This window comes from Oscillibacter sp. ER4 (genome assembly GCF_000765235.1).
GTDB classification, from domain to species: Bacteria; Bacillota; Clostridia; order Oscillospirales; family Oscillospiraceae; genus Hominicoprocola; species Hominicoprocola fusiformis.
Map to the genome: position 1 here is coordinate 1 of NZ_JPJG01000035.1, position 25,929 is coordinate 25,929.

The 25,929-nt window shown below is 59.1% G+C and carries 22 protein-coding genes and 1 rRNA gene; 12 read left to right on the plus strand and 11 right to left on the minus strand.

Going from position 1 to position 25,929, the window contains the following annotated elements:
- The 4 genes from NI20_RS15375 to NI20_RS0106330 form a co-directional block, all read left to right on the plus strand.
- On the plus strand, window positions 1–317 hold a 317-nt coding region (locus tag NI20_RS15375), incomplete at its 5' end, for a hypothetical protein (protein WP_033120604.1).
- Window positions 318–341: 24 nt separating this feature from the next.
- Window positions 342–1,139: a hypothetical protein gene (locus NI20_RS0106320; protein ID WP_033120605.1), complete on the plus strand. Its 798-nt coding sequence runs from the start codon at window positions 342–344 to the stop codon at window positions 1,137–1,139.
- A 165-nt stretch (window positions 1,140–1,304) separates the two neighbouring features.
- Window positions 1,305–2,597 (plus strand): UDP-N-acetylglucosamine 1-carboxyvinyltransferase, encoded by a 1,293-nt coding sequence (locus tag NI20_RS0106325; protein ID WP_033120606.1) that lies wholly within the window; start codon window positions 1,305–1,307, stop codon window positions 2,595–2,597.
- Window positions 2,598–2,653: 56 nt separating this feature from the next.
- The gene (locus NI20_RS0106330) at window positions 2,654–3,658 is read left to right on the plus strand and encodes an HD domain-containing protein (RefSeq protein WP_033120607.1); all 1,005 of its coding nucleotides are present in this window, start codon (window positions 2,654–2,656) and stop codon (window positions 3,656–3,658) included.
- 115 nt (window positions 3,659–3,773) lie between these two features.
- Here NI20_RS0106330 and tuf read toward each other — a convergent pair whose 3' ends face one another.
- The 7 genes from tuf to rpoB all read right to left on the minus strand — a co-directional run bounded on the left by tuf (window position 3,774) and on the right by rpoB (window position 16,283).
- Complete coding sequence (tuf, locus tag NI20_RS0106335) at window positions 3,774–5,024, minus strand: elongation factor Tu (RefSeq protein ID WP_033120608.1); 1,251 nt, start codon at window positions 5,022–5,024, stop codon at window positions 3,774–3,776.
- A gap of 99 nt (window positions 5,025–5,123) precedes the next feature.
- Window positions 5,124–7,226 (minus strand): elongation factor G, encoded by a 2,103-nt coding sequence (gene fusA / locus NI20_RS0106340; RefSeq protein ID WP_033120609.1) that lies wholly within the window; start codon window positions 7,224–7,226, stop codon window positions 5,124–5,126.
- Between the two features lie 18 nt (window positions 7,227–7,244).
- Window positions 7,245–7,715, minus strand: coding sequence for a 30S ribosomal protein S7 (rpsG, locus tag NI20_RS0106345; RefSeq protein WP_033120610.1), 471 nt, complete (start codon window positions 7,713–7,715; stop codon window positions 7,245–7,247).
- A gap of 144 nt (window positions 7,716–7,859) precedes the next feature.
- Complete coding sequence (rpsL, locus tag NI20_RS0106350) at window positions 7,860–8,276, minus strand: 30S ribosomal protein S12 (RefSeq protein WP_033120611.1); 417 nt, start codon at window positions 8,274–8,276, stop codon at window positions 7,860–7,862.
- 74 nt (window positions 8,277–8,350) lie between these two features.
- A complete protein-coding gene (locus tag NI20_RS15380) occupies window positions 8,351–8,596 on the minus strand; it encodes a ribosomal L7Ae/L30e/S12e/Gadd45 family protein (RefSeq protein ID WP_242842941.1) in 246 nt (81 codons plus the stop codon).
- A gap of 249 nt (window positions 8,597–8,845) precedes the next feature.
- On the minus strand, window positions 8,846–12,556 hold the full coding sequence (rpoC, locus tag NI20_RS0106360; RefSeq protein WP_052084478.1) for a DNA-directed RNA polymerase subunit beta': 3,711 nt from the start codon (window positions 12,554–12,556) through the stop codon (window positions 8,846–8,848).
- A gap of 22 nt (window positions 12,557–12,578) precedes the next feature.
- Complete coding sequence (rpoB, locus tag NI20_RS0106365; protein ID WP_033120625.1) at window positions 12,579–16,283, minus strand: DNA-directed RNA polymerase subunit beta; 3,705 nt, start codon at window positions 16,281–16,283, stop codon at window positions 12,579–12,581.
- 377 nt (window positions 16,284–16,660) lie between these two features.
- On the opposite strand from rpoB, the gene NI20_RS0106370 reads away from it, so the two are divergent.
- The 3 genes from NI20_RS0106370 to NI20_RS0106380 are packed head-to-tail and all read left to right on the plus strand — an operon-like array spanning window position 16,661 to window position 19,603.
- Window positions 16,661–18,625: a S9 family peptidase gene (locus NI20_RS0106370; protein WP_033120612.1), complete on the plus strand. Its 1,965-nt coding sequence runs from the start codon at window positions 16,661–16,663 to the stop codon at window positions 18,623–18,625.
- A 1-nt stretch (window position 18,626) separates the two neighbouring features.
- A complete protein-coding gene (locus tag NI20_RS0106375) occupies window positions 18,627–19,121 on the plus strand; it encodes a GNAT family N-acetyltransferase (RefSeq protein ID WP_033120613.1) in 495 nt (164 codons plus the stop codon).
- Between the two features lie 41 nt (window positions 19,122–19,162).
- A complete protein-coding gene (locus NI20_RS0106380) occupies window positions 19,163–19,603 on the plus strand; it encodes a GNAT family N-acetyltransferase (RefSeq protein ID WP_033120614.1) in 441 nt (146 codons plus the stop codon).
- A gap of 51 nt (window positions 19,604–19,654) precedes the next feature.
- Here NI20_RS0106380 and NI20_RS0106385 read toward each other — a convergent pair whose 3' ends face one another.
- Window positions 19,655–20,401 (minus strand): PrsW family intramembrane metalloprotease, encoded by a 747-nt coding sequence (locus tag NI20_RS0106385; RefSeq protein ID WP_033120615.1) that lies wholly within the window; start codon window positions 20,399–20,401, stop codon window positions 19,655–19,657.
- A 155-nt stretch (window positions 20,402–20,556) separates the two neighbouring features.
- Here NI20_RS0106385 and NI20_RS0106390 point away from each other — a divergent pair, with 155 nt between their 5' ends.
- Window positions 20,557–21,456: a DMT family transporter gene (locus NI20_RS0106390; protein ID WP_033120616.1), complete on the plus strand. Its 900-nt coding sequence runs from the start codon at window positions 20,557–20,559 to the stop codon at window positions 21,454–21,456.
- A 5-nt stretch (window positions 21,457–21,461) separates the two neighbouring features.
- Here the strand turns inward: NI20_RS0106390 and NI20_RS0106395 are convergent, their stop codons facing one another.
- A complete protein-coding gene (locus NI20_RS0106395; RefSeq protein WP_033120617.1) occupies window positions 21,462–21,641 on the minus strand; it encodes a DUF6774 domain-containing protein in 180 nt (59 codons plus the stop codon).
- A 92-nt stretch (window positions 21,642–21,733) separates the two neighbouring features.
- Between NI20_RS0106395 and NI20_RS0106400 the strand changes: the two genes are divergently transcribed.
- The 4 genes from NI20_RS0106400 to NI20_RS0106415 all read left to right on the plus strand — a co-directional run bounded on the left by NI20_RS0106400 (window position 21,734) and on the right by NI20_RS0106415 (window position 23,966).
- Complete coding sequence (locus tag NI20_RS0106400; RefSeq protein ID WP_033120618.1) at window positions 21,734–22,450, plus strand: AzlC family ABC transporter permease; 717 nt, start codon at window positions 21,734–21,736, stop codon at window positions 22,448–22,450.
- Window positions 22,447–22,773 (plus strand): branched-chain amino acid transporter permease, encoded by a 327-nt coding sequence (locus NI20_RS0106405; protein WP_033120619.1) that lies wholly within the window; start codon window positions 22,447–22,449, stop codon window positions 22,771–22,773. The genes NI20_RS0106400 and NI20_RS0106405 overlap by 4 nt, the downstream gene beginning before the upstream one ends.
- Window positions 22,774–22,804: 31 nt before the next feature.
- A complete protein-coding gene (locus NI20_RS0106410) occupies window positions 22,805–23,452 on the plus strand; it encodes a cyclase family protein (RefSeq protein WP_033120620.1) in 648 nt (215 codons plus the stop codon).
- Between the two features lie 64 nt (window positions 23,453–23,516).
- On the plus strand, window positions 23,517–23,966 hold the full coding sequence (locus NI20_RS0106415) for a hypothetical protein (RefSeq protein ID WP_033120621.1): 450 nt from the start codon (window positions 23,517–23,519) through the stop codon (window positions 23,964–23,966).
- 80 nt (window positions 23,967–24,046) lie between these two features.
- Here the strand turns inward: NI20_RS0106415 and NI20_RS0106420 are convergent, their stop codons facing one another.
- Together NI20_RS0106420 and rrf are read right to left on the minus strand one after the other, a co-directional pair.
- A complete protein-coding gene (locus NI20_RS0106420) occupies window positions 24,047–25,525 on the minus strand; it encodes an MATE family efflux transporter (RefSeq protein WP_033120622.1) in 1,479 nt (492 codons plus the stop codon).
- Between the two features lie 313 nt (window positions 25,526–25,838).
- Window positions 25,839–25,929 (minus strand): 5S ribosomal RNA (rrf, locus tag NI20_RS14125); the annotation flags it as partial.

The window sequence follows — 25,929 nt, forward strand, 5'->3', positions numbered from 1 at the left end:
GCGACGCCGAGCTCTATCTCAGCGAGATCGACAGCAGCAACAAGCGCTTCACCGTGAGCTTTGACTATGCGGTCGGCGGTACGCCGCTGCGCTTTTCCGACGGCAGCCACGCCGCCACGGTCACGATCGAAGACCAGACCATCACGGAATTTTCCCTCCACTGCCGCAGCTATACGCTCAGCGATTCGCCCGCACTGCTGCTGCCCATCCGGCAGGCCGCGGCCATCGCGGACAGCCAATATTTGAGCGCCGAGCTGCACGTCTGCTACGACGAGCACGGCGCGGACACCGTCGGCGTCGGCTGGTTTGCCGACTGATCTTTCCGGAAAGGATGCCCGAACATGAAAACCTCGCGGCTCAAAAATATCGTCATCGTCATTTTGCTGCTCGTCAACGCGTTTCTGCTCTTCCTGCTGCTCAGCCGCCGCGCCGGGGAGCGCGACTCGAACGAGCGCCGCGTCGAGCAGCTCTGCACGCTTTTTGAAAAAAACGGCGTCGCCTTTGACCGCGCGCTGCTGCCCGATGAGGAAACGCACCTCTCCCTCTCGCTTGAGCGCGACGCCGCACGCGAAGAGGCTTTCGCCTCCGCCCTGCTCGGCACTGCCGAGAGCGGCGATTCCGGCGGCGGTGTGAGCCGCTTCACCGGCGAATACGGCTCGTGTTCCATCCGCTCCGGCGGCACGGCCGACGCGCTTCTCTCCCGACCGGTCGACGATCCCGAGAGCTTTAGCAAACAGCTTTTCAAAACGTTTGGCTACACTTTTCTCACCTCCCAGCTCACGGATGGCAGCGGCAGCGTCACGGGCATGCGCAGCGAAAAAGGCCGGCTCATCTTTAACGCCTCGCTGACGCTCACGTTTTCTGACAGCTCGCTCACCGGCGTTTCCGGTACCTTTCTGCCCGCGCTCGACGAGGGCCGCCGCACAGACGGCCTCGACGCGGTCGACGCGCTTGTGCATTTTCTGGACTATTGCAGCGCTTCGGGCGTCGTATGTACCGAGGTCCGAGCGCTGGACGAAGGGTATCTTCTCCAGACGTCGTCTGCCTCGCCGCTTCGGCTGCAAGGCGTGTGGCGCATCTCCACGGATGTCAGCAGTTATTATGTGAACTGCAAGACCGGCGAGATCACACGAGAATGAAATTTTTCTTGCAGCATTTCTAATTTCTTACTGTGCAGCATTGCTTTTTCTGTTTTTTTTGGTATACTGTTGATGTATTATGTGAATACCATGAGCAGGCGGTTTTCCCCTGCTGTTTTTACGATAACGAAAAGAAGTCTCACCGTCTCTTATTAAGGAGTTACTATGACGAAATACATCGTGCAGGGCGGTCATCCGCTCTTTGGTGAAGTGCGCATCAGCGGCGCAAAGAACGCCGCGGTCGCCATCATTCCCGCCGCCCTTCTGGTCGACGGCGTCTGCCGCATCGAAAATATTCCCCAGATCTCCGACGTGACCGCGCTGCTCAAAATTTTAGAGCAGCTCGGCGCGAATGTCCGTTTCCTCAACCGCAGCGATGTTGAGATTGACTGCCGCCATATTGCCACTACGCAGGTCTCGCAGGAGCTCGCGCACAAGATCCGCGCCTCCTACTACCTCATCGGCGCGCTGCTCGGCCGCTTCGGCGAGGCTGAGGTCTCGATGCCCGGCGGCTGCAACTTCGGCGGCGTGCGTCCCATCGACCAGCATGTCAAGGGCTTCGCCGCCATGGGCGCCGAGGTGCGCGAGGGCGACTTCATCTGCGCCAAGGCAAGCGGCGACCGCATGAAGGGCGCGAACGTCTACCTCGACGTGGTCTCCGTCGGTGCGACGATGAACATTATGATGGCCGCGGCGCTCGCCGACGGCACCACCGTCATCGAAAACGCTGCCAAGGAGCCGCATATCGTCGACCTTGCCAACTTCTTAAACTCCATGGGCGCGAACATCAAGGGCGCCGGCACCGACACCATCCGCATTTTCGGCGTGGACAAGCTCCACGGCGGCACGTATGCCATTATCCCCGACCAGATCGAGGCGGGCACCTACATGGCGGCTGTCGCCGCCTGCGGCGGACAAGTCCTCGTGCGCGGCATCATCCCCAAGCACATGGACTGCATCACCGCCAAGCTCCAGGAGATGGGCGTACAGGTCGAGGAGCAGGACGACACGCTGCTCGTGCGCCGCTCGGGCAAGCTTCGCCGCACCAACGTCAAGACGCTGCCCTATCCCGGCTTCCCGACCGATATGCAGCCACAGATCACCGTTGCCCTCTGCCTTGCCGAGGGGACGAGCATGGTCACCGAGGGCGTGTGGGACAACCGTTACCGCTACGTCGGCGAACTGACGCGCATGGGCGCGCAGATCCGCGTCGAGGGCCGCAGCGCCGTCATCGAAGGCGTCGACCACCTGACCGCTGCGAGCGTGCAGGCCTACGATCTCCGCGCGGGCGCCGCCATGGTCATCGCCGCGCTGGCCGCTGAGGGCACAAGCGAGGTCTCGAACGTCCACTATATCGAGCGCGGCTATGAGGATATCATCGGCAAGCTCCGCAACCTCGGCGCGCAGATCGACAGCGTCGAGTGCGACGAGACCATTGAGACCCGCCAGATCGGCTGATTCAATCAAAAAAGCGCCTTGCCGCGGCAAGGCGCTTTTCTTTTGGAAAGGATATTATGTATACCGATATCTACACCGCTTCCCTGCCGCCGGAGCTCCTCGCCATGGCCGAAACGCCCGTGATGCAGCGGCTTTTGCGCGTCGGCATGCACTGCGGCTGCGAATACACGGCCTATCCCATCTACCGCAACGCCGTTGCGCCGTATTCGCGCTATACGCATTCGCTCGGCACAGCGGCCATCGTCTGGCACTTCACGCATGACTTGAAGCAATCTGTCGCGGGACTACTGCACGACATTGCGACGCCCGCATTCGCCCACGTGGTCGACTTTCTGAACGGTGACCACATGCGGCAGGAATCGACCGAAAGCCGCACACGCATGATGATCGCCTCGTCGCTGGAACTCATGGCGCTGCTCGATAAAAGCGGCCTGACGCTCGACGATGTGGACGACTACCACCGCTATCCCATCGCCGACAACGATTCGCCCCGCCTCTCCGCCGACCGACTCGAATATACGCTCGGCAACGCGCATCTTGTCTTCCACTGTCCAAAAGCAGAGCTGAAACGCATTTTTGACGACATCTTTGTCGGTCAAAACGATGACAGCGAAGATGAGCTCTGTTTTGCGCACGCGGAGATTGCCGACATCTTTACCCAGCTCTCGCTGCGGCAGTCGGAGTGGTTCGTCTCCGATGAGGACCGCTTCAGCATGCAGGCATTGGCCGATCTCCTGCGTGAGGCACGGCAGCGCAATGTGTTGACGGTGGATGATCTCTACCTCGACGAACCTCATGTCATCGCCCTGCTCCTCTCTGATCCGGTCCTCGCCGCGCACTGGCAGGACTATCGCCGCATCACCGGCACACAGTCCGGCGCAGAAAAGCCGGAGGGTACTTACGCCGTCAAGGTCGCCGCCAAAAAACGCAGCATCGACCCGCTGGTGCAGACAAGCGACGGCCTTCGGCGCTTCACCACAGTCAATGCGGACTATGCGGCAAAGCTCACCGCCTTCCGTGCGGATGATTTTGACCGCTGGGTCTGGGCCAAATACGAATAAAGGGAGTGCGAAGCCGCTGGCTTCGCACTCCCTTTGCACTTTCGATAATAGAAAAGCAGCAGGCCTTTGCGGCCTGCTGCTTTTTGAAGTCTTTGGACGACCCTCAGTGGATCAATTAGGCCTCGGTCTCGATGACAACGCCGGAACCGACGGTACGACCGCCCTCGCGGATAGCGAAGCGGAGGCCCTTCTCGATAGCGATCGGGGTAATCAGCTCGACCTTCATGTCGACGTTATCGCCGGGCATGCACATCTCGGTGCCCTCGGGCAGGGTGATGACGCCGGTGACGTCAGTGGTACGGAAGTAGAACTGAGGACGATAGTTGTTGAAGAACGGGGTGTGACGGCCGCCCTCGTCCTTGTTCAGGACGTAAACCTGACCAACAAACTTGGTGAGGGGGTGAATGGAACCGGGCTTGGACAGAACCTGGCCGCGCTCGATCTCGTTCTTGGCAACACCGCGGAGCAGGGTACCGATGTTATCACCAGCCTCGGCGTAATCGAGCAGCTTGTGGAACATTTCGATACCGGTGACGACGGTCTTGCGACGCTCGTCGGTCAGACCGATGATCTCGACTTCCTCGCCGAGCTTCAGCTGGCCACGCTCAACACGGCCGGTAGCGACGGTACCACGACCAGAAATCGTGAAGACGTCCTCAACGGGCATCAGGAACGGCTGGTCGGCCTTACGGTCGGGCGTGGGGATCCAGGTATCAACAGCGTCCATGAGCTCGTGCATGCACTTGTACTCGGGAGCGTCGATGTCCTTGGACTCGGAGATCAGGGCGTTCAGAGCGCTGCCGCGGATGATCGGGGTCTCGTCGCCGGGGAAGCTGTAGAAGTCGAGCATCTCGCGGACTTCCATCTCGACGAGCTCGAGCAGCTCTTCATCGTCGACCTGGTCGCACTTGTTCAGGAAAACGAGAACGGAAGGCACGTTGACCTGACGGGCGAGCAGCAGGTGCTCACGAGTCTGGGCCATGGGGCCGTCGGAAGCAGCGATGACCAGGATAGCACCGTCCATCTGAGCAGCGCCGGTGATCATGTTCTTGATATAGTCGGCGTGGCCCGGGCAGTCGACGTGGGCATAGTGACGGCCCTGGATCTGGCCATCCTCGCCGGTCTTGTAGTTGTGGCCCTGACGGTCGAAGGTCTGGTACTCAACGTGAGCGGTGTTGATGGTGATACCACGCTCGCGCTCTTCCGGAGCCTTATCGATGGAGCTGTAATCGGTGTAGTCAGCACCGCCCTGCATGGCGAGGAACTTGGTGATCGCGGCGGTCAGGGTGGTCTTACCATGGTCGATATGACCGATGGTACCAATGTTTACGTGGGGCTTGGTACGCTCGAATTTCTGCTTAGCCATTAGAGTGATCCTCCTATGAAAAAATTTCGTTGTTTGCCGGTGTCATTTACATACACCGGTATTTTACCGTAAAACGCGGTATTTTGCAATACCTTTTTATCAGGCGCGGTTCGTGCGCTGGTTGATGATCTTCTCCTGAATGTTCTTCGGGATCTCAATATAATGCGCGGGCTCCATCGTGTACTGGCCACGGCCCTGCGTGCAGGAGCGGAGGTCAGTCGCGTAGCCGAACATTTCAGCAAGAGGCACGAAAGCGTCGATCTGCTGCGCGCCGCTGCGGGCCTCGAAGCCCTGGATCTGACCACGGCGGGAGTTGAGGTCGCCGATCACGTCGCCCATGTACTCGTCGGGGACGATGACGCAGACCTTCATGATCGGCTCGAGCAGCGTCGGGCCGGCCTTCTGGCAGGCCTCCTTGAAGGCCATGGAGCCGGCGATCTTGAACGCCATTTCAGAGGAGTCGACCTCGTGATAAGAACCATCGTACAGCGTGACCTTGACATCGACGACCGGGTAACCGGCGAGAACACCGGAGAGCATGGCGCCCTGAATACCGGCATCGATCGCGGGAACGTATTCCTTGGGGATCGCGCCGCCGACGAGGGCGTTGACAAACTCGTAACCCTTGCCGGACTCGTTGGGCTCGACATGGATCTTGACATGACCGTACTGACCCTTACCACCGCTCTGACGGGCGTACTTGGTATCCTGATCGACAGCCTTGGTGATGGTCTCCTTGTAGGCGACCTGAGGAGCGCCGACATTCGCCTCGACCTTGTACTCACGGAGCAGGCGGTCGACAATGATCTCCAGATGGAGCTCACCCATACCGGCGATGATGGTCTGACCGGTCTCTTCATCGGTGTAGGTCTTGAAGGTCGGGTCTTCCTCAGCCAGCTTCATCAGCGCGATGCCCATCTTCTCCTGACCGGCCTTGGTCTTGGGCTCGATGGCGACGCGGATCACGGGCTCGGGGAATTCCATGGACTCCAGAATGATCGGAGCCTTTTCATCGCAGAGCGTATCACCGGTGGTGGTGTTCTTGAGGCCGATGACGGCGCAGATGTCGCCGGCGTAGCAGCACTCGATATCCTCGCGGTGGTTGGCGTGCATCTGCAGGATGCGGCCGATGCGCTCTCTCTGATGCTTGGTGGAGTTGAGAACCGCGGTACCGGTATTCAGGATACCGGAGTACACGCGAACGAAGGACAGACGGCCGACGAACGGGTCGGTCGCGATCTTGAACGCAAGACCGGAGAACGGAGCGTTATCGTCCGCGTGACGGACATCTTCCTCACCGGTATCGGGGTTCACACCGTCGATCGCGGGGATATCCACGGGGGACGGCATGTAGTCGACGATCGCGTCCAGCAGCTTCTGAACGCCCTTGTTCTTGTAAGAGGTACCGCAGGTGACAGGAACCATCTTATTGTCGATGGTGGCCTGACGGATGGTCTTGCGGATGAGGTCCTGAGGAACGGGCTTCTCTTCGAGCGCCAGCTCCATGATCTCGTCGTTCAGGTCGGCGCAAGCGTCAACGAGCTTGGTGCGATACTCCTGAGCGAGCTCGAGCATGTCCTCGGGGATCTCCTCGACGCGCATGTCCTTGCCGAGCTCGTCGTAGTAGATATCAGCGTCCATCTCCACCAGGTCGATGATGCCCTTGAAGGTATCTTCAGAGCCGATCGGCAGCTGGATGGGGACAGCGTTGCACTTGAGACGGTCGTGGATCATGTGCAGAACGTTGTAGAAGTCCGCGCCCATGATATCCATCTTGTTGACGTAGATCATGCGGGGGACCTTGTAGTTATCGGCCTGACGCCACACAGTCTCAGACTGGGGCTCAACGCCGCCCTTGGCGCAGAGAACGGTCACAGAGCCGTCCAGAACGCGCAGGGAGCGCTCGACCTCAACGGTGAAGTCGACGTGGCCCGGGGTGTCGATGATGTTCAGACGGGTCTGCGGGAACTGGTTCTTGCTGCCCTTCCAGTAGCAGGTGGTGGCAGCGGAGGTGATGGTGATACCACGCTCCTGTTCCTGAGCCATCCAGTCCATCGTGGCGGTACCGTCGTGGGTCTCGCCGATCTTGTAGTTGACGCCGGTGTAGTACAGAATACGCTCGGTAGTCGTGGTCTTGCCAGCGTCGATATGGGCCATGATGCCGATATTTCTGGTGTTTTCCAGAGAGACTTTTCTTGCCATAATTCTCTCGTTCCTCCGTTACCAGCGGAAGTGGGCGAATGCCTTGTTGGATTCGGCCATCTTGTGGGTATCTTCGCGTTTCTTCACGGCGTTACCGCTGTTGTTGGCGGCATCCATGATCTCGCCGGCCAGACGCTCGGCCATGGTACGCTCACCACGGGCGCGGGCATAAGCCGTCAGCCAGCGCAGACCGAGGGTCTGACGACGGGCGGGACGGACTTCCATCGGCACCTGATAGGTGGCGCCGCCGACGCGGCGGGACTTGGTCTCCAGGCTGGGCATGATATTTTCCATGGCCTGGTTGAAAACATCGAGAGGCTCATTGCCGGTCTTGTCCTTGATCATGTCGAACGCGCTGTAAACGACCTTCTGGGCAACACCCTTCTTGCCGTCGAGCATCACGCTGTTGACGAGCTTGGTCACGAGGACGCTGTTGTACATGGGATCGGGCAGAACTTCTCTCTTGGGAACATTACCTCTTCTGGGCACTTTGCTTCCCTCCTTCTTATAATTTAGAAATCATAGGTACTCGCGAATGGGGCTCTCCCCCATCGTGTTCCGGCCTGCCAAAGAGGTGAATGACACAAATATATATCAAACCTTTTCGGCAAAGCTCATTTCAAGGTCGCAGCCTTACTTCTGCTTCGGGCGCTTGGCGCCGTACTTGGAGCGGGACTGCATGCGGCCCTGCACGCCCTGAGCGTCCAGAGTGCCGCGGATGATGTGGTAACGCACACCAGGGAGGTCCTTCACACGGCCGCCGCGGATCATGACCACAGAGTGCTCCTGCAGGGAATGACCGACGCCGGGAATGTAAGCGGTGACCTCATAGCCATTGGTGAGGCGGACACGGGCGATCTTACGAAGAGCGGAGTTCGGCTTCTTCGGGGTCGCAGTACGGACTGCGGTGCAAACGCCACGCTTCTGGGGAGAGGCGAGGTCGGTCTCCTTGTTCTTCAGCGTGTTAAGACCATACTGCAGAGCCGGGGAGTTGGACTTGTAAGTCGACTGCTGTCTGCCCTTGCGAACCAACTGGTTAAAAGTAGGCATTCTTGTTTCTCCTTTCCTGAAATGATGTGATATATATTTTTTACAGGATATTGGAATAATATCCCGAAAAAACCTTAGTCTTTCAGAACGGCAATCACCGCCGCGCCAACGGCGATGCCCGCGCAATGGCCGAGCTGCGCCATCGTGGCGTGATCGTCGATCACGATTCCCTGCTCGCGCCCCAGACGCTCGAGTGGTTCGAGCACGGCAGGGTCGGCGTCACAGGCGATATACAGCTTTTCCGCGCGGTGTTCCCGCAGTGCACGCATCGTCTGCTTGATGCCCGCTACCTTGCGGCATGTGGACAGATCCGGCGTCACGGCAGGTCCCTCCTGACGGTATGACAAATTCCGTGGGACATACCCACGCAAGTTGAAATTATACCATGAGGCACACAAGCCGTCAAGCGTTTTTTCTTGCCGTCTACACAAAATAATGCCTGAAACGCCGCGGTTTTCCTGAATTTTTTTGTGCGTTCCGCGCCGCTGCCGCGCTTGCATTCCCCGCAGGGCAAAAAAGAGACGCGGAAGCGTCCGCGTCTCTTTTTATTCGAATGAATGAGATCTTGCTCACACTTCGACGGCATTCGTGATGATGCGCGGCTCGTGCGGCTCCTCCTCGGGCTTCTCGGGATCGGGGACGATCTCCTCGGCGAAGTCACGGTAGGCAGTCAGACCCGCGCCGGCGGGAATGAGCTTACCGATGATGACGTTCTCCTTCAGGCCGACGAGGTGGTCGACCTTGCCCTTGATGGCGGCTTCGGTCAGGACCTTCGTGGTCTCCTGGAAGGACGCGGCGGACATCCAGCTGTCGGTCGTAAGAGAGGCCTTCGTGATACCCATGAGCAGCTGCGTGGCAATGGCTTCCTGCAGCGGCTCGCCGGTCTCGGCGTTGACCTCGCCCGCGGCATTGCGCGCGCGGATCTCCTCGTTGGCATCCTCATACTCAAGCAGATCGACCATGGAGCCGGAGAGCAAGTTCGTGTCACCGGACTCCTCGACGCGCACCTTGCGCATCATCTGGCGGACGATGACCTCGATATGCTTATCGTTGATGTCAACGCCCTGCTGACGGTAAACCTTCAAAACTTCCTGAATGAGGTAGTCATGAACGGCGGACGTGCCGCGGATACGCAGGATATCGTGCGGGGACAGCGCGCCGTCCTGCAGCTGCGTGCCCTTGGCGATGACGTCGCCATCCTTCACGCGAAGGCCGGTGTGCGGCACCGAGTAGATGCGGTTGTCGCCGTCGTCCGCGGTGACGATGATGTTGAGCAGGCTGCCCTTGGTCGCCTCTTCGAAGCGGACCTTACCGCCGATCTCGGCGAGGGTCGCCATCTTCTTGGGACGGCGCGCCTCAAACAGTTCCTCGACTCGCGGAAGACCCTGGGTAATATCGCCGCCCGCAACGCCGCCGGTGTGGAAGGTTCGCATCGTCAGCTGCGTACCGGGCTCGCCGATGGACTGGGCCGCGATGATACCGACCGCCTCGCCGGGGGCGACGGGCTTGCTCGTGGCAAGGTTCATGCCGTAGCACTTCGCGCAAACGCCGCTGTGGGCCTTGCACGTAAGCACCGTGCGGATCTCGACGGAGTGGATGTCGAACTTCTCCATGAGGTCGGCATCCTCGGGGGTCATCATGTGATCCTTAGAAATGAGGACCTCGTCCGTGCCGGGCTTCATCACGTCGTGGACCGGATAGCGGCCGTTGACGCGCTCGGAGAACTTTTCGATGACCTGGCCGTTCTCGCTGATCTCGCTGATCGTGATGCCGCGGGTCGCGCCGCAGTCGTCGGAGCGGATGATGACATCCTGGCAGACGTCGACCATTCGGCGGGTCAGATAACCGGAGTCTGCCGTACGAAGAGCCGTATCGGCAAGGCCCTTACGGGCGCCTCGGGAGGAGGTGAAGTATTCAAGGACGGACAGGCCTTCGCGGAAGTTTGCCTTGACCGGGATCTCGATCGTCTTACCGGCGGTGTTGGCCATCAGGCCGCGCATACCGGTCAGCTGACGGATCTGCTTCATCGAACCACGGGCGCCGGAGTCCGCCATCATGAAGATGGGGTTGTAGCGGTCCATGTTCTTCTGCAGGGCATCGGTGACGTCCGCGGTGGTCTTTTCCCACTCCTTGACGACGGCGCGGTAGCGCTCGTCCTCGGTCATGAAGCCCATCTTGAACTGGTCTTCGATGTCGACGACGCGCTGCTCGGTCTCGGCAATGAGGGTGTACTTTGCCGGCGGAATGGTCATATCCGCGACGGAGATACTGATGGCCGCACGGGTGGAGAACTTGTAGCCCGTGGCCTTGATGTTATCGAGCACTTCGGCCGCGATGGTGAAGTTGTGCAGCTTGATCGTGCGGTCGACGATCTTGCCGAGCAACTTCTTGCCGCAGACCTCGGTGATCTCGTAGTCGAAGTAGTTTTCGGTCGGCTCGCCGTTTTCATCCACGCGCTTGACAAAGCCAAGGTCCTGCGGGATGTTGCGGTTGAAGATGATGCGGCCGATGGTAACGCGCACGACCTTGCTGCCCATGGTGCCGTCCGGCATCTGCTTGACCGTGCGGACAAGGATGGGCTGGTGGATACCGATGAGGTGGTCGTTGTAGGCGAGCATGGCCTCGTCCTCGTCGCGGTAAACGTGCAGATTCACGCTGGCCCTCTCCTCGTCGGTCAGCTCGTCGTAGCGCTTGCCGGCAAGGGCAAAGTCGACGTCCTGCGGCCAGAACTCGTCGTTATCCATCTGGGAAACGCCGTTTTCAAAGCGCTCGAACGTGAGGTAGTAGGAACCCAAAACCATATCCTGCGTCGGCACCGTGACAGGGCCGCCGTCCTGAGGACGCAGCAGGTTGTTGGCAGAGAGCATCAGGATACGGGCCTCGGCCTGCGCCTCGGCAGACAGGGGCACGTGAATAGCCATCTGGTCGCCGTCGAAGTCCGCGTTGAATGCCGTGCAGTTCAGCGGGTGGAGCTTGAGGGCGCGGCCCTCGACCAGCACCGGCTCGAACGCCTGAATACCGAGACGGTGGAGCGTCGGCGCGCGGTTGAGCATGACGGGGTGATCCTTGATGACGACGTCGAGCGCGTCCCAGACCTCGGTGCGGCCCTTATCGACCATCTTCTTGGCGGACTTGATGTTGTTGGCGGCGCCGTCCTCGACGAGCTTCTTCATGATGAAGGGGCGGAACAGCTCGAGTGCCATTTCCTTCGGCACACCGCACTGGTAGATCTTCAGCTCAGGGCCGACGCAGATAACGCTACGGCCGGAGTAGTCGACACGCTTGCCGAGCAGGTTCTGACGGAAGCGGCCCTGCTTACCCTTGAGCATGTCGGAAAGGGACTTGAGTGCGCGGTTGTTCGCACCGGTGACGGCGCGGCCGCGGCGGCCGTTGTCGATCAGCGCGTCGACCGCTTCCTGCAGCATGCGCTTCTCGTTGCGCACGATGATGTCGGGCGCGTTGAGCTGAATGAGGCGCTTCAAGCGGTTGTTGCGGTTGATGACGCGGCGGTAGAGGTCGTTCAGGTCGGAGGTCGCGAAGCGGCCGCCGTCGAGCTGGACCATCGGGCGAATTTCGGGCGGAATGACGGGCAGCACGTCGATGATCATCCACTCGGGCTTGTTGCCGGAGATGCGGAACGCATCCACGACCTCAAGGCGCTTGACGATACGGGCCTTCTTCTGGCCGCTCGCGCTCTTGAGTTCGGCGTGGAGCTGCTCGGACAAGGATTCGAGGTCGATCTGCTGGAGGAGCTTCTTGACGGCCTCGGCGCCCATACCGGCGTCGAAATCGTCCTCATACTTCTCGCGCATATCGCGGTATTCCTTCTCCGAGAGGATCTGGTTGCGCATCAGCGGGGTCTCACCGGGATCGGTGACGATATAAGCGGCGAAATACAGCACCTTTTCAAGGATGCGGGGGCTGATGTCGAGCAGCAGGCCCATGCGGGACGGAATGCCCTTGAAATACCAGATGTGGGAAACGGGCGTGGCGAGCTCGATGTGGCCCATGCGCTCGCGGCGGACCTTGGCGCGCGTGACTTCCACGCCGCAGCGGTCGCAGATCTTGCCCTTATAGCGGATCTTCTTATACTTGCCGCAGTGGCACTCCCAGTCCTTCGTGGGGCCAAAGATGCGCTCGCAGAACAGGCCGTCGCGCTCGGGCTTGAGGGTGCGGTAGTTGATGGTCTCGGGCTTTTTGACCTCGCCGTAAGACCATTCACGGATCATCTCCGGAGAAGCGATGCCGATTTTGATCGCGTCAAACGTTGCGTAACTCATTTTCTATATGCTCCTCCTTTTCTCAGTCTTCCTGATCGTCGCCGGCAAAGTCGGCGTTGACTTCATCATCAGCGACATATTCAAAGCCTGCGTCCTCGAGTTCGGCTTCATCGGCGAAGGGGTTGCTGCGATGGCGGTCATCCTCGGCGTCCATGCGGGCGAGGTTGAATGTATCCATCGCGTCTTCGTCTTCCTTGAGCTCGATCTGGTTGCCGTCGCGGTCGAGGACCTGAACATCGAGGCACAGGGCCTGGAGTTCCTTGACAAGGACCTTGAACGACTCGGGCACGCCGGGCTGCGGGATGTTGTGGCCCTTGACGATGGACTCGTAGGTGCGCACACGGCCAGTCACGTCGTCGGACTTGACCGTCAGGATCTCCTGCAGGGTGTAAGCCGCGCCATAAGCCTCGAGGGCCCAAACTTCCATTTCGCCGAAGCGCTGGCCGCCGAACTGCGCCTTGCCGCCGAGCGGCTGCTGCGTGACAAGGGAGTACGGGCCGGTGGAACGGGCGTGGATCTTATCGTCGACGAGGTGGTGCAGCTTGAGGAAGTAAACGTAACCAACGGTGACCTTGTTGTCGAAGCGCTCGCCGGTGCGGCCGTCGTACAGCCAGCTCTTGCCCTCGGGATCGAGGCCGGCCTTGATGAGCTCCTCGCGGATATCCTCATAGCTCGCACCGTCGAAGATCGGCGTTGCGACCTTGTAGCCAAGTGTCTTGGCCGCGTAGCCCAAATGGACTTCGAGCACCTGACCGATATTCATACGGGACGGAACGCCCAGCGGGTTCAGCACGATATCAAGCGGCGTGCCGTCGGGCATGAAGGGCATATCCTCCTGCGGCAGGATGCGGGAGACAACGCCCTTGTTGCCGTGACGACCGGCCATCTTGTCGCCCGGCTGGATCTTGCGGCGCTGCGCGATGTAAACGCGCACGACCATGTTCACGCCGGGGCCGAGCTCGTCGCCCGCCTCGCGGGAGAAGACCTTGGCGTCGACGACGATACCACTCTCGCCGTGGGGCACCTTAAGGGAGGTGTCGCGCACTTCGCGCGCCTTTTCGCCGAAGATGGCGCGCAGCAGGCGCTCTTCCGCGGTCAGGTCGGTCTCGCCCTTGGGCGTGACCTTACCGACGAGGATGTCGCCGGCGTGGACCTCCGCGCCGATGCGGATAATGCCGCGCTCGTCAAGGTCCTTGAGTGCGTCTTCGCCGACGTTGGGGATATCGCGGGTGATCTCTTCGGGGCCGAGCTTGGTGTCGCGTGCGTCAAGCTCGTACTCTTCGAGGTGGATGGAGGTGTAATAGTCCTCGCGGACAAGGCGCTCGTTCAGAAGAACGGCGTCTTCGTAGTTGTAGCCTTCCCAGGTCATGAAGCCGACGAGGATGTTGCGGCCCAGAGCGATCTCGCCCTGATCGGTCGCGGGGCCGTCGGCAAGGACGGTGGGATCTTCCCACACGCCGTTCTCGTTCAGGCGGCGGCCGTGCACGCGCTCGCCGACGTCGACGATCGGGTGCTGGTTGATGCACGTGCCGTGGTTGGAGCGCAGGAACTTCGTGAGCTTGTATTCCTTCGTCTCACCGTTGTCGTAGGCGACAGTGATGGCGCGCGCGTCCATCTTGGTGACGATGCCGTCGCCCTCGGCGAGGATGACGACCTCGGAGTCCATGCAGATCTTATGCTCCATACCGGTGCCGACGATCGGCGCCTCGGGGCGGAGCAGAGGAACGGCCTGGCGCTGCATGTTCGCGCCCATCAGGGCGCGGTTCGCGTCGTCGTTCGGCAGGAACGGGATCATCGCCGTCGCGATGGAGACCATCATACGCGGGGAGATATCGATATAGTCGACGCGGTTACGGTCGACCTCGACGATCTCGTCGCGGTGGCGGCAGGTGATACGCTGGTTGACGAGACAGCCGTTTTCATCGACAGGCTCGGCAGCCTGACCGACGATGTACTGGTCCTCGACGTCTGCGGTCATGTATTCGATCTCGTCGGTCACGCGGCAGGTCTCGTGGTCGACCTTGCGGAACGGCGCTTCGATAAAGCCGTACTCATTGATGCGGGCGTAGGTCGCGAGGTAGGAGATCAGGCCGATGTTCGGACCTTCCGGCGTCTCGATCGGGCACATACGGCCATAGTGGCTGTAGTGCACGTCTCGCACTTCCATGTTTGCGCGCTCGCGGGAAAGGCCGCCGGGGCCCAGAGCGGACAGACGGCGCTTGTGCGTCAGCTCGGCGAGCGGGTTCGTCTGGTCCATGAACTGGGACAGAGGGCTCGATCCGAAGAACTCCTTGATCGCCGCGGTGACGGGGCGGATGTTGATGAGGCTCTGCGGGGTGACGATGTCGAGATCCTGGATCGTCATGCGCTCGCGAATGACGCGCTCCATACGGGAAAAACCGATGCGGAACTGATTCTGCAGCAGCTCACCCACGCAGCGCAGACGGCGGTTGCCGAGGTGGTCGATATCGTCCTTATAGACGATGCCGTGCGCCAGCGCGTTCATGTAGTTGATGGAGGCGAGGATATCGTCGACCAGAATGTGCTTGGGGACGAGGCGGTCGGCGTTGTCGCGGATAGCTTCCTTGAGCTCCTCGCCGCTGTACTGCTCGAGCAGCTCCTTGAGCACGCTCTCGCGCACGCGCTCTTTGATGCCGCACTCGGCCACGGGGTCAAAGTCGACAAAGCGGTCAAGATCGACCATGTGGTTGGAGAACACGCGCATCGTACGGCCATCGACCTCGATGGTCACATCGTTGACGCCGATGGCATCCATCTCGCGCGCTTCCTCGTCGGTGACGATGTGGCCGGCGTCAAACATGATCTCGCCCGTGCGCGGGTCGGCAACGGGGAAGGAAAGCTTCTGCCCGCGGATACGCGCCCACAGGGAGAGCTTCTTGTTGTACTTGTAGCGGCCGACCATGGACAGGTCATAGCGGCGCGGGTCGAAGAAGAGGTTGTTGATGAGGGTCTCGCAGGCCTCGACCGTGGGCGGCTCGCCCGGGCGCAGCTTGCGGTAGATCTCGAGCATCGCCTCTTCATAGGTCTTGCAGGCGTCTTTTTCGAGCGTGACGGCCACGCGGTCGTCATCGCCGAACAGCTCGAGGATCTCGGCGTCGGTCTTGAAGCCGATGGCGCGCACCAGCTCGGTGATGGGGATCTTGCGGTTTTTGTCGATGCGCACCCAGAACATCTCATTGGCGTCGGTCTCGTATTCGAGCCATGCGCCGCGGTACGGGATGACGGTGGATGTCAGCAGCGGGAGGTCGGTCTTGAGGTCGATCTCCTTGCCGTAGTAAATGCCGGGGGAACGGACGAGCTGGGAAACCACCACGCGCTCGGCGCCGTTGATGACGAACGTGCCGGACTCGGTCATGAGCGGGAAGTCGCCCATGAAGATCTCCTGCTCCTTGATCTCGCCGGTCTCCTTGTTGTAGAGGCGCACACTCACCTTCAGGGGGGCGGCATACGTCGCGTCGCGCGCCTTGCACTCGAGCACGTCGTACTTGGGCGCTTCGTCCATCTTGTAGTCGATGAAGCTCAGCTCCAGGTTGCCCGCGTAGTTCGAGATCGAGGCGACGTCGGAAAAGACTTCGCGCAGACCCGTATCGAGGAACCACTGGTAGGACTTCTTCTGAAGCGCCAGCAGGTTCGGCATCTCCACGATCTCCTCGTGTCGGGCGAAATTCTTGCGAAGGGTTTTGCCATACATCTTGTCTTTGGCCATTTTGCTCTTCACGCCTTTCTTTTCTTCAAGCCCTGTCCGCTTGAAGGAATGTATTGCGGCGGCTCTATTCAGCTCGACACACCCGGCTTTGTTGTAAAACAAAGCGAGCTGCATCTTGCTTTTTTTGCCGCGGTATGCTATTCTCTCGGTAATGGGTGGGGAATTTTCCTCGCCCTTTCCCGTTTATAAGCGCTTTATTTTACCAAATGGGTACAGAAAAGTCAAGGCATTTTTTGTGAACATCTGCGGTTTCCGCAGATGTTTTTTTGTGCGCTTCGACGGATTTTGCCGCGGATTGCAATATATTTGTCGCTGTGGTATGATGCTTGCGTGATTTTGCGCCGCTCTGCGCGCAGACGGATGAAAGGAGTTTTCCCATGAAGCCCATCGCCATTGACGATTTCTGCGCCGTCCGCTCACTTGCGAACGTGACATTCTCCCCCGAGGGAACAAGCGCCTGCTTCACCGTGAGTCAGGCGAAAAAAGAAAAAAATTGCTACGAATCCCGCCTCTATCTTTTAAAAGGCGGCCGCGTCCGCGCGCTGACCGGCGGCGGCAAGGAATCCTCGTTCTGCTACTTGGATGAAAACACGGTTCTTTTCGCGGGCGACCGTGAGGGGGAAAAGGAACCATCGCTCACGAGCCGCTTCTACAAGATCGCACTCGACGGCGGCGAGGCCGATCTTGCCTACACGTTTCCCATCCCCGTCTCGCAGGTCTTCCCTCTCAAAAACGGCGACCTGCTTGTCGTCGGCTCGACCTTTCCCGGCTTTGAGGACCTCTATAAAGGCGACAAGAAGCTCGTGAAAGCCTACTTTGACGGCAAAAAGGAAAACGAGGATTACGAGGTCATCTCTCAGCTACCCTGGTGGTGGAACGGCGGCACATACACGCGCGGCGCGTATGAAAGTCTCTTCTACTACAATGCGAAGAAAAAGTCCCTCACCCGCCTGACGGATGCGGGCTTCAACGTCTCCGATGTTCAGCTCGCGGAGGATCAGAAGACCGTCTATTTCAGTCTTCTCGACGTCTCCGTCCCCCGCCCCGCGCACTTCGGCGGTCAGGACCTTTACCGCATCGACCTTGCCTCGCGCCGTCAGGAACTCGTCGTCAAGAGTCGCCCCGACTTCGTCATCGCGACATACGCGCTCGGCAAGTCCTTCCTGCTCGTCATGGCCGCGGACGGCAAGTTCGGCATGAACACGGACTGCGACTTTTACAAGCTCGACTACGAGACGCTTGCCGTCACGCCCTACGCCGTCTACGGCGAGGCCATCGGCACATCCGTCGGCTGCGACGTCCGCCACGGCGGCGGTCAGGCGTTCAAGATGGACGGCGACGTGCTATACTTTATCTCGACGCGCTTCGACGGCGCGGGGCTCTACAAGCTCGAAGACGGCACCGTCTCCCCCGTCCTCGTGCGCGACGGCAGCGTCGACTGCTTTGACCGCAAAAACGGCAAAATGCTCCTCTGCGCGCTCTGGGATATGAAGCCTCAGGAGCTCTACGACGAGACGGGCCGCCGCGTCACGCACTTCAACGACGCAATGCTGCGCGGCAAATACGTTGCCCAGCCTGCCCCCCTCAACCTCACCGCGGGCGACCACGAGGTGCACGGCTTTATCCTAAAGCCGATGGGCTTCGAAGCGGGCAAAAAGTACCCCGTCATCTTCGATATTCACGGCGGTCCCAAGACCGTCTACGGTCCCGTGTTCTATCATGAGATGCAGTACTGGGCGAGCCGTGGCTATTTCGTCATCTTCTGCAATCCCACCGGCTCCGACGGCCGCGGCGCGTTCATGGATATCCGCGGCAAGTACGGCACGGTCGACTTCGATGATCTGATGGCGTTCTGCGACGCGGCGCTCGCAAAGTATCCCGAGATGGACGCAGATAACCTCTTCGAAACCGGCGGCTCCTACGGCGGCTTTATGACCAACTGGATCATCGGCCACACCGACCGCTTCCGTGCCTGCGCCAGCCAGCGCTCGATCTCGAACTGGACGAGCTTCTACGGCGTGTCCGACATCGGCCCCGACTTCTCCGAAGACCAGTGCGGCTCGACCATCTGGCCGGATGTCGAAAAATTCTGGTGGCACAGCCCCATGAAGTACGCCGACAAGGTCAAAACACCGACGCTCTTTCTCCACTCGCTCGAGGACTACCGCTGCCCCGTCGATCAGGGCTATCAGATGTACTCCGCGCTGATTGCGCACGGTGTCGAAAGCCGCCTCGTGCTCTTCCGCGGCGAGAACCACGAGCTCTCCCGCAGCGGCAAGCCCAAGCACCGCATTCGCCGCTTAAACGAGATCACCGGCTGGTTCGAGCAGCACAAGGGCTAAAATGGAAATTCGCAAAACCACCTTGCAGGACGTCGACACGGCGCTGGACGTCTTCGCCGCCGCAAAGCGCTACATGCGCGCAAACGGCAATGCCTCGCAATGGGGCGACGAGTACCCAGACCGCAGCATCGTCACCTATGATATCGCATGCGGCAGCAGCTATGTGATGCTTGAAAATGGCGAGATCGTCGGCACATTCGCCCTCTTTCTCGGCGAGGACGAGAGCTACCGCGTCATCGAAGACGGCGCGTGGCATCTCGATCAACCCTACGGCACGATCCACCGTCTCGCCCCCAACGGGAAAGCGCGTGGCGTGTCGAAGGCCTGCTTTGACTTCTGCACCGCGCAGATCGGCTATCTGCGCGCCGAGACGCACGCGGATAACCGCCCGATGCAGCGGCTTTTGGAAGCGTATGGCTTCCGGCGCTGCGGCGTCATTCACGGTGTCTTCGACGGCGGAGAGCGCATCGCGTACGACTGCATCGCGCACATCTGAGCCCGTTTCCGCCGAAAATCGTCATTTAAGAGAGGTCTGTCATGGAACGCAGAATTGTCGACGGCGAGATCACTCTCGTCCCGTATTATCCCAACTACAAAGCGTCACTTCCGTGGTATCAGGATGCGGATGTGTGCAAGCAGGTCGACAACCGCGACAGTGTGTACGACCTGAAGCTGCTCAAGGCGATGTACCGCTATCTCAACGCGCGCGGCAGTCTTTTTTACATCAAGTACCGCGGCCGCCTATGCGGCGACGTCTGCCTGCATCCGGACGGCGAGATCAACATCGTCGTGGCGAAAGCCTTCCAGAACAAGCATATCGGCAGGCGCGTCATCGGCGAAATTCAAAAGCTCGCGAGGGAACAGCACATCCCCAAACTGCACGCAGAGATCTACTCGTTCAACACGCAGTCGCAGCGGATGTTTGAGCGCGCCGGATTCCACAAGGCCGGCGACGAGCTGTACGAAATGGAATTATGACTTTCAAATAGAAAAAGCGCCCGCTCGGTGAGCGGGCGCTTTTTTCATTCCTCAGAACTCGGGGCCGTCATAGTGGTAGTAGTCGCTGCCGTCGATGAAACGGTCGTCGCACGAGAGCTTTTTGATCATGCGGTACGCCGCGGCGAAGAGCAGCACAACGAACACAACGAAGATCCATGCATAGCCGTCGTACTCATACGTTGCGATGAAATCGTACGCGCCGTGCAGCAGCACCGGCACGAGCACGGCAAGGCGGCGGCAGCGGCGGCTGCGGTACTCGTCGCCAAAGTTGTCGTAGCGCTTGGCAAGGCCGTAGAAAGCGCCCATGAACACACCGAAGCACGCGTGCCCCGGCACGGCCGTGACCGCGCGGACAGCCGCCGTGCCGAGACCGTACATCAGCACATAGCTGATATTCTCCCACAGGGCAAAGCCGAGCGCGACGAACACGGCGTAGACCACGCCATCGAACTGGCAGTTGAATTCGCTTGAATACCACGTGCGCTTTTTGAGCAGCAGGTACTTAAAGCCCTCTTCCGACAGCGCGACCACAACGAAGTAGAGCAGCACGTTGTAGGCGGTAGAACTCTGCGGCAGGAGAATGCCCAAGATCGCCTCGCCGATCTGCTCGGTCACGATGGCAGCAAATGTCGATAGAATGCCGAAAATCACGAGCGAGAGCAGCAGCCCCGGCGACTCTTTGTCGAGCCGGTCCTCCTTGTAGACAAAGCGCAGCAGGACAATGGCCGGAATGACTGCCGCAGCGATCAATATTGGGTTTACATAAAAGAGAAACATGACGGCTTTCCTCTCTTTTTTCTGATGATATCACAGCATATCAGCCGCGAGAATATTTGTCAACGCGGTGTTTTTTCTTTTTCCCACTTGACCGGAAGGAAATGCGCGCGTATGATAAATGCATTCACTTTATTCATATAAAGGAGGGGAGAATCATGGAACGTCGAACGCCGTGGCTCGGCTATCTCTGCGTGATCCTGAGCGCCGTCATCTTCGGCTGTATGCCGCTGGGCGCGAATTTTCTCTACGCGCAGGGCGTGACGCCGATGTCGCTGGTGTTTCTGCGCAATCTTCTCTCGCTCCCGGTCCTCGCGCTGCTGTGCCAAAAGCAGGGCGGGCTGCGCATCAGCCGCGGCGCGCTGCTCGAGACCAGCCTGACCGGCTTTTTCGGCTGCTGTATCACGCCGATCCTGCTGTTCAGCTCGTATCGCTATCTTGCCTCCGGCATGGCGACGGTATTCCACTTCGCCTATCCCGTCATCGTGGTGCTCGGCAGCCTGGTGCTGCGCGAACGGGTGCAGAAAAAAGCGCTTTTCTGCGCGGTCCTGTGCTCCCTCGGCATTCTGCTTCTCATCGACCCAAGCGGTGCAGTCGATCCGCTCGGTGTCGCGCTGGCGCTGACGTCCGGCGTGACCTACGCCGTCTACATTCTGCTTTTAGCGCATTTCCGCCACCGCGAGGTCATGGGCTTTCGTATGACCTTCTACATGGCGCTCATCAGTGCGGTCTGCATGTTCTTTCTCTGTCTCTTCTCGCACCAGCTCTGCCTGCCGCAGACCCTCGCCGGATGGCTCGCGGCGCTCGCCTTTTCGCTGATGATCTGCATCGGCGCGGTCATGCTCTTCCAGAAGGGCACGTTCCTCATCGGCGCACAGCGCGCAGCGATTTTGAGTACGTTTGAGCCGATCACGAGCATTTTTGTCGGCATTCTCTTCTTAAATGAAACGCTCACGCCGCGCATCCTGCTCGGCTCGGCCATCACGCTGGTCGCGGGCGTGTTCATCACCCTGGGCGGCAAAAAGGACGAAGACAAAGAAGAGGCGGCCAAGGACTGATTCCCTTATTCCGCCTCGCTGCCGCCGCTTTTTTCGCACGCGCGCAGAGCGACGATCATCGCAAGGCTGTCGCCCAGCTGCGTAAAGATGGCGGCGAGCAGCGCGACCTCTTCATCGCTCTTCCCCTGCGCCATGGCCGCCGCGGCGGCGCTGACGGCGGCGGGCAGCGCGTCCTGACAGAACATCGTATCACCTCAGGTCAGTTTATGCACCGGGCGCAAAAATAACCGGCGCATTTCTGCTTCGTTTCATCACCACGAGGAGGTTTCCCGTTCCCATGCACAGCAAATCACCCGCAGTTGCGGCACTGAAGGCCGCGTTTCCGCACACCATCCCGATCTTCGCAGGCTTTTTATTTCTCGGCATGACCTATGGCGTCTATATGCGCACGTCGGGCTTTAGCTTCTGGTATCCGATGATCATGAGCGTCGTCATCTTCGGCGGCAGCCTTGAATTTGTCGCGACGAGCATGCTGCTCGCGCCGTTTGCGCCGGTGCAGGTCTTCCTGACGGCGGTGATGATCCAGGCGCGCCACCTGTTTTACGGTATTTCGATGCTCGACAAGTACAAGGGCACGGGCTGGAAAAAGCCCTACCTCATCTACGCAATGTGCGACGAGACGTTCAGCGTCAACTATACGGCGGAGATCCCCGAGGGCGCGGACCGCGGCTGGTTCTACTTCTTCGTCTCGCTGCTCGATGAATTTTACTGGTTCCTGGGCGCGACGCTCGGCGGCATCCTCGGCGGGCTTCTGCGCTTCAATACCGAGGGGCTCGACTTTGTGATGACGGCGATGTTTGTGGTCATCTTCATGGACCAGTGGCTCAAAGAAAAGCACCATTTCAGCGCGTGGATCGGTCTTATCGCAAGTGTTGCGTGTCTGCTCATTTTCGGTGCGGACAACTCCCTCATTCCCACGATGATCTGCATCCTCGTCGCGCTGACCGCGCTGAGAAAGCCCGTCGAAGCCAAGACGCAGGAGGCGGTAAAATGACGATCTTACAACAGGCCATCACCATCATCCTCTGCGCGCTCGGCACGATGCTCACGCGCTTCCTGCCGTTTCTGGTCTTCAACACGAAAAAGCCAACACCCAAGTACATCCAATACCTCGGCTCAGCACTGCCGGGCGCGATCTTCGGCATGCTCATCGTCTACTGCCTGCGCAATGTTGACGTGCTGCACTTTGCCTACGGCCTGCCCGAGCTCATCGCCATCGCCGTGACGATCAGCCTGCACCTGTGGAAGAGACAAATGCTGCTCTCCATCGCGGGCGGCACGGTGTGCTATATGCTGCTGGTGCAGTTCGTGTTCTGATTTTGATTTCAACAGAAAGGAAGATGTTCCCATGCGCGTGCTTGACCTGACCCACACCATCGCTGAAAATATGCCGGTCTATCCCGGCACGGAGACACCCATTTTCGCCGGCGCGAACACCTATGAAAAGGACGGCTTCAAGGAGACGAAGCTGACCATGTACACCCACACGGGCACACACATGGACCCGCCCGCGCATCTGTTCGCCGGCCGCACGACGCTCGACGCGTTCCCCGCCTCGCAGTTCATCGGCAAGGCGCTCGTTATCGAGTGCAGCGACTTGAACGAGGGCAAGGCCATCACGCTCGAGCGCATCCTGCAATACGGCAAAGACGCGGAAAATGCCGATTTTCTGCTCTTCCACCTCGGCTGGGACAAGCGCTGGGGGACGGATGCCTACTTTGGCGACTATCCCTGCCTTGATGATGCGGCGATGGATTACATCATCGCGGGCGACTTTAAGGGCATCGGCTTTGACGTGATCGGTCTTGACCCCATCGCGGATGAAAACCTGACACGCCACAAAAGGCTCTTCCAAAATAAGGACATCGTCAACATCGAAAACCTCAAGGACCTCGACAAATGCGGCAAGGGGTTGTTTTCGTTCAGCTGCTTCCCGCTCAAGCTCGAAAACTGCGATGGTTCGCCCATCCGCGCCGTGGCATGGTTCGAGGACTGATCCGTTACGCTTTGATGCAACAAATTGAACGTTCAGGAGGAATACCATGGTAGAAAAATAGGCCTTGACCGCACTTTTTGAAAAATATATCCGGAAACTGAGGATCACACCCACGTGGGATATCCGCCTTGAATTTGTGGAAGACCCCGCGTGGCCGAAAACCGGCGACATCAAGATCGACTGCGCCGACAGAAAAGCAATCATTCTTCTGAATATTGCGAATCCCAAGCGGGAGGAAAACTTTGAAGAGATCATTGTTCATGAGCTGATGCACATCAAAATGTATCCGCTCGATCAGGTGACCAAATCGCTGATCGTGAATTGCTTTGAAGAAGGCTCGGCAGCAAACAAGTTTGCCTATGAACAGTTTTTTACGACGCTTGAGCAGACCGTGGAAGAGCTTGCCAAATGCTTCTTGCTGGAATTTGGCGAAAACAAAGAGCTCTCCTACGGAAGATGCCGTCAGGAAATGTCCTTCAACGATCTATATGACGGTCTGAAGAACATCGACTGACAATAAATTTCTCCGTCTCATTATGGACAACAATTGCCCCTCCGTATTCAAAATACGGAGGGGCAACTTTATGGTTCTTTTTATCGCTCAATGAGTTTCTGGCCGCTGCCGTAAAGATAGTCGTAGTTTTCGCGCATGATGTTCTTGATAAACGGAATGCACAGCACCGCGTCGGCTGACATCCACGCAAACGGGTCAGCCACGCACAGGCCGTAGACCGCCGCCTGCGGTGCCTCCGCGCTGACCACGCCGCCCGCGAGCGCCGCAGGCAGCAGCAGACAGACGGCAACGCGCGCGACAAGCTCGGCCGTTCCCGCGCCCAGCACGAACTGCGGCTTGCCGATGCCCTGCACACAGTTTCGCGCGACAAAGATAAACCCGAGGAATGCGTAGAGCGACAGGTCGATATAGAGGTAGGAATTGCCAAAGCGGAGCGTCTCCGCCGTCACCTTATCCGCGCTGAGGAAGATGTGAAGATATGTGCCGTTGATCGTCAGCAGCAGTCCAATCAGGATGGAGCACGCCGCCATGATGAGCATAATGATGAGCGACTGGAGTGTGCCCTTCTTGATGCGCTTCGTGTCGCCCGCGCCGAGGTTCTGCGCCGTGAAGCTCGTCATCGCGGAGCCGAGGCCATTGAGCGGCGTCATCAAGAGGTTATTGATCTTGTTTGCCGCGCCAAAGCCATTCTGCGCGGAATTAGAGACCATCACGCCGTTCAGCATGTCAAACTGGACGACGATACTCTGCACCACAATGATGCCGATCGCCAGCACGGAAAATTGAAGACCGAGCGGGATGCCCTGGATCAGATGGCGCGTCACATCATGGCAAGTGATCTGCCAGTCCTCCTGATGCAGGCGCAGCTCGGGATATTTGGAGAAAGCATAGGCAAAGCAGCCCAGCGTGCTGATGAGCTGCGCGCTCACCGTGGCGATGGCCGCCCCGGCGACACCCCAGCGGAACACAATGATAAACAGCAGGTCGAGTCCCACGTTCAGCACCGTGGAAAACAGAAGGAACGCCAGCGGCGTCACGCTGTCGCCCATGCTGCGCAGGAACGAGCAGATGAAGTTATAGAACAGCTGCGCGCCGATGCCCGCAAAGATGATCGCGCAATACGTATAGGCCGCGCGGTAGACCTCGCCGTTGTCCGGCGTCACATTGATCCACGCGAGCATCGGATCGAGCAGAAGCAGCGCAAGCACCGTCAGGATGACCGTCAGCGCGGCGGATAAAACGATCTGCGTCGTCAGCGAGCGCCGCACCCCCGCAGGATTGTGCGCGCCGACATTGCACGACGTGACCACGCAAAAACCCGCGCTGACGCCGAAGGCAAATTGCAGGAAAATAAAGATGAGCGACGTCGTATCGTTGACGCCCGCGACCTCCTGCGCTGTCAGCGTTTGGCCGACGATGGCCGCGTCGCTGATCGTGTAGACCTGCTGCAGCAAGTACGAAACAATGATTGGGAAAGAAAACGACAAAATCGTCTTCCAGCATTCGCCCTGCGTGAGCTCCACCGGCTGGAACAGGGCAGATAAACTTTTTTTCTTCATAACTAAAATCTCCATCATTTTTTGACTGGCAGATTATAGTCTCCCTTTTCCCCCTTGTCAAGGCAAAAGTTGAACAAATCAGGTAAGGTCTTGGTGAAGAAAAGCACGGAAAACGGCACAGTTAGAAATATCATCTTCCGCAGTTTTCAGTCTATCTACGCACTTCACCTTTGGCAGTATTTTGAGAGTGTTCCGCAAAAGAGTTCCGCATTTACATCATAAGTAAAAACGAACCGCGGAATGGCGATGGACTTTCTCTCCCGCAGCTATAAATATAAAAAAAGAAGCCACTCTCTTGAGTGGCTTCTCTCCGTGTTGGCGCTACCTATCTTTCCGGGCCGTCTCCAGCCAAGTATTGTCGGCAGAAGCGAGCTTAACTTCCGTGTTCGGGATGGGAACGGGTG

What these genes read in the sequence shown, in the direction of transcription:
- NI20_RS0106400 (WP_033120618.1), top strand. Translation starts at nt 21,734, where the DNA reads ATGCACAGCAAATCACCCGCAGTTGCGGCACTGAAGGCCGCGTTTCCG.
- NI20_RS0106320 (WP_033120605.1), top strand. Translation starts at nt 342, where the DNA reads ATGAAAACCTCGCGGCTCAAAAATATCGTCATCGTCATTTTGCTGCTC.
- tuf (WP_033120608.1), bottom strand. Translation starts at nt 5,024, where the DNA reads ATGGCTAAGCAGAAATTCGAGCGTACCAAGCCCCACGTAAACATTGGT.
- NI20_RS0106325 (WP_033120606.1), top strand. Translation starts at nt 1,305, where the DNA reads ATGACGAAATACATCGTGCAGGGCGGTCATCCGCTCTTTGGTGAAGTG.
- rpoC (WP_052084478.1), bottom strand. Translation starts at nt 12,556, where the DNA reads ATGAGTTACGCAACGTTTGACGCGATCAAAATCGGCATCGCTTCTCCG.
- NI20_RS0106395 (WP_033120617.1), bottom strand. Translation starts at nt 21,641, where the DNA reads ATGTTCTGTCAGGACGCGCTGCCCGCCGCCGTCAGCGCCGCCGCGGCG.
- NI20_RS0106390 (WP_033120616.1), top strand. Translation starts at nt 20,557, where the DNA reads ATGGAACGTCGAACGCCGTGGCTCGGCTATCTCTGCGTGATCCTGAGC.
- NI20_RS0106380 (WP_033120614.1), top strand. Translation starts at nt 19,163, where the DNA reads ATGGAACGCAGAATTGTCGACGGCGAGATCACTCTCGTCCCGTATTAT.
- NI20_RS0106420 (WP_033120622.1), bottom strand. Translation starts at nt 25,525, where the DNA reads ATGAAGAAAAAAAGTTTATCTGCCCTGTTCCAGCCGGTGGAGCTCACG.
- NI20_RS0106375 (WP_033120613.1), top strand. Translation starts at nt 18,627, where the DNA reads ATGGAAATTCGCAAAACCACCTTGCAGGACGTCGACACGGCGCTGGAC.
- NI20_RS0106370 (WP_033120612.1), top strand. Translation starts at nt 16,661, where the DNA reads ATGAAGCCCATCGCCATTGACGATTTCTGCGCCGTCCGCTCACTTGCG.
- fusA (WP_033120609.1), bottom strand. Translation starts at nt 7,226, where the DNA reads ATGGCAAGAAAAGTCTCTCTGGAAAACACCAGAAATATCGGCATCATG.
- NI20_RS0106330 (WP_033120607.1), top strand. Translation starts at nt 2,654, where the DNA reads ATGTATACCGATATCTACACCGCTTCCCTGCCGCCGGAGCTCCTCGCC.
- NI20_RS0106410 (WP_033120620.1), top strand. Translation starts at nt 22,805, where the DNA reads ATGCGCGTGCTTGACCTGACCCACACCATCGCTGAAAATATGCCGGTC.
- rpoB (WP_033120625.1), bottom strand. Translation starts at nt 16,283, where the DNA reads ATGGCCAAAGACAAGATGTATGGCAAAACCCTTCGCAAGAATTTCGCC.
- rpsL (WP_033120611.1), bottom strand. Translation starts at nt 8,276, where the DNA reads ATGCCTACTTTTAACCAGTTGGTTCGCAAGGGCAGACAGCAGTCGACT.
- NI20_RS0106405 (WP_033120619.1), top strand. Translation starts at nt 22,447, where the DNA reads ATGACGATCTTACAACAGGCCATCACCATCATCCTCTGCGCGCTCGGC.
- NI20_RS0106385 (WP_033120615.1), bottom strand. Translation starts at nt 20,401, where the DNA reads ATGTTTCTCTTTTATGTAAACCCAATATTGATCGCTGCGGCAGTCATT.